Source organism: Thiolapillus sp. (genome assembly GCF_048562965.1).
Classification (GTDB): Bacteria; Pseudomonadota; Gammaproteobacteria; order Chromatiales; family Chromatiaceae; genus Thiolapillus; species Thiolapillus brandeum_A.
Window position 1 is genome coordinate 1 of sequence record NZ_JBHNMF010000187.1, and the last position, 6,057, is coordinate 6,057.

A 6,057-nucleotide genomic window follows, 5' to 3' on the forward strand; every position below is an offset into this window, starting at 1 on the left:
TCCCCAATCCCAGTAGCAGTATCTCGTTGCCGTCCACGTCTTTTCCTCATGCCAGTATTTGGCGCTATACTGGCACAGGTTTTTGGAGGAATTCCACTTAAAACGTCGAGGAACCTAAAAAGATTTTCAGGCATATTGCTGGCAGCAGCATTTTCACTGTCCGCCACGGGGGTGGTAGCACAGGAATACGTCATCAAATTTTCTCATGTGGTGGCGCTGGGTACACCCAAAGGCAAGGCTGCGGACCTGTTCGCCAAGCTGGTGAACGAGCGCATGAAGGGTAAGGTACATGTGGAAGTCTTTCCCAATTCCCAGCTGTACAACGACAACAAGGTCATGGAGGCCATGCGTCTGAGTGACAGTAAGACCACGGGCATCATGGCGGCTCCCAGCCTGTCCAAGTTCGTGAAATTCTCCCGTACCATCCAGGCTTTCGACATTCCCTACCTGTTCAACGATATCAATGACGTGCACAAGCTGGTGGATTCTCCGCTGATGGCGAAGATGACCCAGCCTCTGGAACGCAAGGGGCTGAAGGCCCTCTCCCTGTGGGACAACGGTATGAAGGTGTTCTCCATTCGCGGCGACAGGCCGCTGAAGAAAGTACCGGATGATTTCGCGGGTAAGAAGTTCCGTATTCAGAGTTCCGAAGTCCATGCGGCCATGATCAAGGCGCTGGGTGGTGTACCCCAGAAGCTACCGTTCAAGGAAGTCTATCAGGCCCTGTCGCAAGGGGTCGTGGATGGTCAGGAGAACGCCTGGTCCAACGTCTATTCCAAGAAATTCTATGAAGTACAGGATTACATCACCGTTTCCAATCATTCCTATCTGGGCTACATGGTGGTGGTCAGTGCCAGCTTCTGGAACGGTCTGCCGGATGACATTCGCAAGGAGCTGACGGCGATCATGGCAGAAGCCACCGAGGCCAACCGCAGGTTCGCTGCGGAAGCGGACAAGGGTGACCGGGCCAGAATCGAAGCGGCAGGCAAGGCCAAGGTGGTTGAACTGACAGCAGATGAGCTGGCCCAGTGGCGCAAGGCTGTATCTGGTGTTGAAGGCAAGTTCAGCAAGCAGATCGGCAGGGACCTTCTCAAGCAGATTCACGACTTGCTCGGCCACTAAATTCCGACCATGAATCTGGGGCATTGGCTGGAGGTCTTCGAGAAGACCGTCATTACCGTAGGCCTGGGGACAGCCACATTGCTGCTTTTTACCAATGTGGTGGCCCGTTATCTGTTCCACAGCGGGTTCACCTGGGTGCTGGAGCTGGTGCAGTATTTGTTTGCCTGGGTGGTGCTGGTTGGCGCCGCCTATGGCTTCAAGGCAGGCACGCACCTGGGTATCGATATCGTGGTGGAGAAGTTTTCGCCACAGAACCAGAAACGCATCGCCCTGCTGGCGCTGATGCTGTGCCTGCTGTTCGTGGGCCTGGTGTTCTGGTATTCCATTCAGTACACGGTACGGATCTACGAGTGGGGTGATCTGACGCTGGATCTGCAGATCCCCCAGTGGATACCTTACCTGGCTATTCCAACAGGTCTGGGTCTGATGATTCTGCACCTGCTGCAGGTGGGGCTGGACATTCTCAGGGGCAAGACACTGCGCATTCATGCCAATGAAGCGGCGGATGCGCTGAAACAGGTGGAAGACATCTGATGGATGCGCTGTTCCTGTTTCTGGGGCTGCTGTTTCTGTTGCTCATCGGCGTTCCTATTGCGATCAGCCTGGGGCTGTCCAGCCTGCTGTTTACCTTGCTGGCGACCGATGACTCGCCTATTATCATCGCCCAGAAACTATTCGATACCATGGAGCACACCACGCTCCTGGCGATTCCCTTTTTCATTCTCTCGGCACATTTTCTCACCACCGGCGGTGTGTCCCAGCGGCTGGTGGATTTTGCCAAGGCCGCCGTGGGCTGGATGCCGGGAGGGCTGGCCATGGCGACCGTGGTGGCCTGCATGTTCTTTGCGGCCATTTCCGGATCTTCGCCGGCCACTGTGGTGGCTATCGGGTCCATCATGATTCCCGGTATGATTGCGGCGGGATACGACAAGCGCTTCGCCGTGGGCGTGGTGGCCACCTCCGGCAGCATGGGCATCCTGATCCCGCCGTCCATTCCCATGATCGTGTATGCCGATGCGGTGGAGGAATCCGTGGGCAAGATGTTCATCGCCGGCATCCTGCCGGGTGTGCTCATGGGCGTGTTTCTCATGACCGCCACCTGGGTGGCTGCCCGAAAGATGAATATTCCCAGCGAACCCCGGCTGGGCTGGCGGCATTTGTTCCAGTGCTTCATGCGCGCTTTCTGGGGATTGCTGCTGATTCTCATCGTGGTTGGCAGTATCTATGGCGGCGTGTTCACACCCACGGAAGCGGCTGCCGTGGCGGCCGTGTACTCTGCCTTTATCGCGCTGTTCGTGCACAGGGACATGGGGTTGAAAAAAGTGCCGGAGGTGATGCTGGATTCCGCCAAGATGACTTCCATGCTGCTGTTCATTATTGCCTGCGCCATGATTTTTGCCCATGTACTCACCGAGGAACGCATTCCCCAGGAACTGGCCCAGTCGGTGTTGTCTTCCGACCCACAGCCGTGGATGTTTCTGCTCATGGTGAACGTAATCCTATGGTTTGCCGGGGACTTCATGGAGCCTTCCGCTATCCTGCTGATCCTGGCCCCCCTGTTTCATCCCATCGCGACATCCCTGGGTATCGATCCCATCCACCTGGGTATCGTCATGACCACCAACATGGAAGTGGGCATGATCACGCCGCCGGTGGGGCTGAACCTGTACGTGGCGGCCGGACTTTCCGGCATGAGTCTGGGGGAAGTCACCCGAGCGGCTCTTCCGTGGATGGGAGTACTGATTCTGGCGCTGCTGGTGATCACCTACGTGCCCTGGCTGAGCCTGTTCCTGGTTTCCCAACTGTTCTGATACACTCCACAGCATGACACTGAACGAACTCAAATACATTGTCGCCGTTGCCCGGGCAAGGCATTTCGGCAAGGCGGCGGAAGCCTGTTTCATCAGTCAGCCTACCCTGAGCGTGGCGGTGCGAAAGCTCGAAAACGAACTGGGTGTGGAGCTGTTCGAGAGGCGCCAGGGTGAAGTCACGGTAACACCTGTCGGTGAACAGGTGGTTGCACAGGCCCAGCGTGTGCTGGAGGAGGCCGGGGTGATCAGGGAGATCGTCGAACATGGCCGGGATCAGCTTGCAGCGCCCCTGCGCCTCGGCGCCATCTACACCATCGGCCCCTATCTGTTTCCTCATCTGATCACTGAACTGGCAGAGCGCGCGCCTCAGATGCCGCTCATCATCGAAGAGAACTACACCCACGTGCTCTCTGAAAAGCTCAAGCAGGGAGAAGTGGACGCCATTCTGATCTCCCTGCCGTTCGAGGAGCACGGCATACTCACCCTGCCTCTGTACGAAGAGTCTTTCGTGGCGCTGATTCCGAGCTCTCATCCCCTGAATGCCAAGGAGCAGCTCAGCATGGAAGACATCAGCAGGGAAAAGGTGCTTCTGCTGGGATCGGGGCATTGCTTTCGGGACCAGGTGCTGGAGGTCTGCCCGGACTACATAAGAAAGCGCAACATGGCAGAAGGCACTACGGTAGCGGATCTGGAAAGCAGCTCCCTCGAAACCATCCGCTACATGGTTGCCAGCGGTATGGGCGTCACCATATTGCCATGCTCGGCTGCAGGGGCTGATCGCTTCTCAGAACGCCTGGTGAGTATCAAGCGTTTCGAGGATGTCAGCCCGAGCCGTATCGTAGCGCTGGCATGGCGTAAGAGCTTTCCCCGTCCCCAGGCAATCGATGTTCTTCGTGAAGCTGTTCTGGCAAGTAAATTGAGCTGTATCAAGCGCTTGGAAAAATAACCAAGAATCAGTCTTATTTATAGCCAAATCCTATTGGCTGTATTGCAACAAACAATTTCAATTATCTCCCGTCTTTCAACTATAGTTCATTTCGAGGATGGCGAGACCATTCCGAAATGTACGGGCAGCATCCGATAGAGATCTCCGGATGCACACACCTTTATGTTTCCAATTTAACCAAAAAGGAGAGAACAGACATGTCACTGAAAGGTTCAAAAACTGAACAGCACCTGAAAGACGCCTTCGCCGGCGAATCCCAGGCCAACCGCCGCTATCTGTATTTTGCGGCCAAAGCAGACGTCGAAGGTTACAACGACGTAGCTGCCGTATTCCGTTCCACCGCGGAAGGCGAAACCGGTCATGCGCACGGACACCTGGAATATCTGGAAGAAGTGGGCGATCCGGCTACAGGCCTGCCCATCGGCGGCACTTCTGACAACCTCAAGGCGGCTATTGCCGGTGAGACTCACGAGTATACCGATATGTATCCCGGCATGGCCAAGGATGCCCGTGATGAAGGTTTCGATGAAATTGCCGACTGGTTCGAGACCCTGGCCAAGGCCGAGCGTTCTCACGCCAACCGCTTCCAGAAAGCCCTGGATGCGCTGGACAGCTGAGTGAAGTAGTTCGACGGGCCGGGATCTCCCGGCCCGGTTTGAAGGAGTAGACAGAAACATGAGCAATCGACGCGAAGGCAGTCTGGAAGCGCCTACAAGGCACGCACTGGACTGGCAGAATCCGGATTTCTACAACGAAGAAAAACTGCTGACAGAAATGGAACGGGTTTTCGATATCTGTCATGGATGCCGGCGCTGCGTCAGCCTCTGTCATGCTTTTCCCACCCTGTTCGATCTGGTGGATGAGTCCGACACCATGGAAATGGATGGTGTGGACAAGAAAGATTACTGGAAGGTCGTGGATCACTGTTATCTGTGTGATCTGTGCTTCCTGACCAAATGCCCCTATGTACCGCCCCACGAGTGGAACCTGGATTTTCCACACCTCATGCTGCAGGCCAAGGCGGTGCATTTCAAGAATCACGGTGCAAAGATCCGGGACAGTATCCTGACTGCTACCGATACGGTGCCCAAGCTGGCAGGCATTCCCATCGTCGCCGGCGTGGTCAATACCATGAACGCCAACCGGGGTTTCCGCAAACTGCTGGAAAAAACCCTGGGTGTGGATCACGATGCCGTGATCCCAAAATACACCAGCAAGCCATTGCGCAAGCGCATCAGGCCCAAATCTGATGCCCAGGGAGAGGCGGCAGGCCGTACAACGGGCAAGGTGGCGCTGTTCGCCACCTGTTACGGCAACAACAACCAGCCGGATATGGGAGAAGACCTGCTGGCCGTGTTCGAGCACAACGGCATCCCTGTAACCCTTGCCGAGAAAGAGCGCTGCTGTGGCATGCCCAAGCTGGAGCTGGGCGATCTGCAGGCAGTGGCCGAGGCCAAGGAAGTGAACATCCCGGCACTGGTGAAGATGATCGATGCAGGCTGGGATATCGTGGCGCCCATACCGTCCTGCGTGCTCATGTTCAAGCAGGAACTGCCACTGATGTTTCCCGATGACGAAGACGTACTGAAGGTGCGCGATCACATTTTCGACCCTTTCGAGTACCTGATGCTGAGACACAGGGAAGGCAAGCTGAACACCGATTTCAGGCATCCCCTGGGCAAGGTGGCCTACCACGTGGCCTGCCACCAGCGCGTGCAGCGCATCGGCATGAAGACCCGGGAACTGCTGCAGCTGGTGCCGGATACGGAAGTGCAGGCCATCGAGCGCTGTTCCGGTCACGACGGCACCTATGCGGTGAAGAAGGAGTTCCATGCCATTTCCATGAAACTGGTGCGCCCGGTGGCCAACAAAGTGAAGCAGTTCGAGCCGGATCACCTGACCAGTGACTGCATCATGGCGGGGCATCATATTGCTCATGCGCTGGATGACGGTCATAAGGCAGAACATCCGCTGGCTCTGTTGCGCAAGGCTTACGGTATCTGAGTCCCGTCGGGCTTCAGCCCAACACCAGCAGCAGGAGTAGAGAAATGAACAAACTGGCTCTTCCCCAAATGGAGTGGGTAGATTATCGTAATCCCCTATGAGAGACAAAGACCTATACGCCCAGATACTGGGAATCAAGAGTCCCTGGCAAGTATCCGGTGTAGAGCTGGCGCT

The 6,057-nt window shown here is 56.2% G+C and carries 6 protein-coding genes; all 6 read left to right on the forward strand.

Annotated features, from left to right (window positions below; genetic code table 11):
* Positions 1-135 precede the first annotated feature (135 nt).
* The 6 genes from ACOCD2_RS10720 (at position 136) to ACOCD2_RS10745 (ending at position 5,883) form a co-directional block, all read left to right on the forward strand.
* Entirely contained in the window at positions 136-1,122 is a 987-nt protein-coding gene (locus tag ACOCD2_RS10720) for a TRAP transporter substrate-binding protein (protein WP_293647499.1), read from the forward strand.
* A gap of 9 nt (positions 1,123-1,131) precedes the next feature.
* Positions 1,132-1,656, forward strand: a complete 525-nt coding sequence (locus tag ACOCD2_RS10725) for a TRAP transporter small permease (protein ID WP_293647501.1) — start codon at positions 1,132-1,134, stop codon at positions 1,654-1,656.
* Positions 1,656-2,933 (forward strand): TRAP transporter large permease, encoded by a 1,278-nt coding sequence (locus tag ACOCD2_RS10730; RefSeq protein WP_293647503.1) that lies wholly within the window; start codon positions 1,656-1,658, stop codon positions 2,931-2,933. Before ACOCD2_RS10725 ends, ACOCD2_RS10730 begins: the two co-directional genes overlap by 1 nt.
* 13 nt (positions 2,934-2,946) lie before the next feature.
* The gene (locus ACOCD2_RS10735; protein WP_293647505.1) at positions 2,947-3,879 is read left to right on the forward strand and encodes a hydrogen peroxide-inducible genes activator; all 933 of its coding nucleotides are present in this window, start codon (positions 2,947-2,949) and stop codon (positions 3,877-3,879) included.
* A gap of 197 nt (positions 3,880-4,076) precedes the next feature.
* Complete coding sequence (locus ACOCD2_RS10740) at positions 4,077-4,496, forward strand: rubrerythrin family protein (RefSeq protein WP_293647507.1); 420 nt, start codon at positions 4,077-4,079, stop codon at positions 4,494-4,496.
* A 58-nt stretch (positions 4,497-4,554) separates the two neighbouring features.
* Positions 4,555-5,883, forward strand: a complete 1,329-nt coding sequence (locus ACOCD2_RS10745; protein ID WP_293647509.1) for a heterodisulfide reductase-related iron-sulfur binding cluster — start codon at positions 4,555-4,557, stop codon at positions 5,881-5,883.
* Positions 5,884-6,057 lie beyond the last annotated feature (174 nt).

What these genes read in the sequence shown, in the direction of transcription:
- ACOCD2_RS10730 (WP_293647503.1), top strand. Translation starts at nt 1,656, where the DNA reads ATGGATGCGCTGTTCCTGTTTCTGGGGCTGCTGTTTCTGTTGCTCATC.
- ACOCD2_RS10735 (WP_293647505.1), top strand. Translation starts at nt 2,947, where the DNA reads ATGACACTGAACGAACTCAAATACATTGTCGCCGTTGCCCGGGCAAGG.
- ACOCD2_RS10745 (WP_293647509.1), top strand. Translation starts at nt 4,555, where the DNA reads ATGAGCAATCGACGCGAAGGCAGTCTGGAAGCGCCTACAAGGCACGCA.
- ACOCD2_RS10725 (WP_293647501.1), top strand. Translation starts at nt 1,132, where the DNA reads ATGAATCTGGGGCATTGGCTGGAGGTCTTCGAGAAGACCGTCATTACC.
- ACOCD2_RS10740 (WP_293647507.1), top strand. Translation starts at nt 4,077, where the DNA reads ATGTCACTGAAAGGTTCAAAAACTGAACAGCACCTGAAAGACGCCTTC.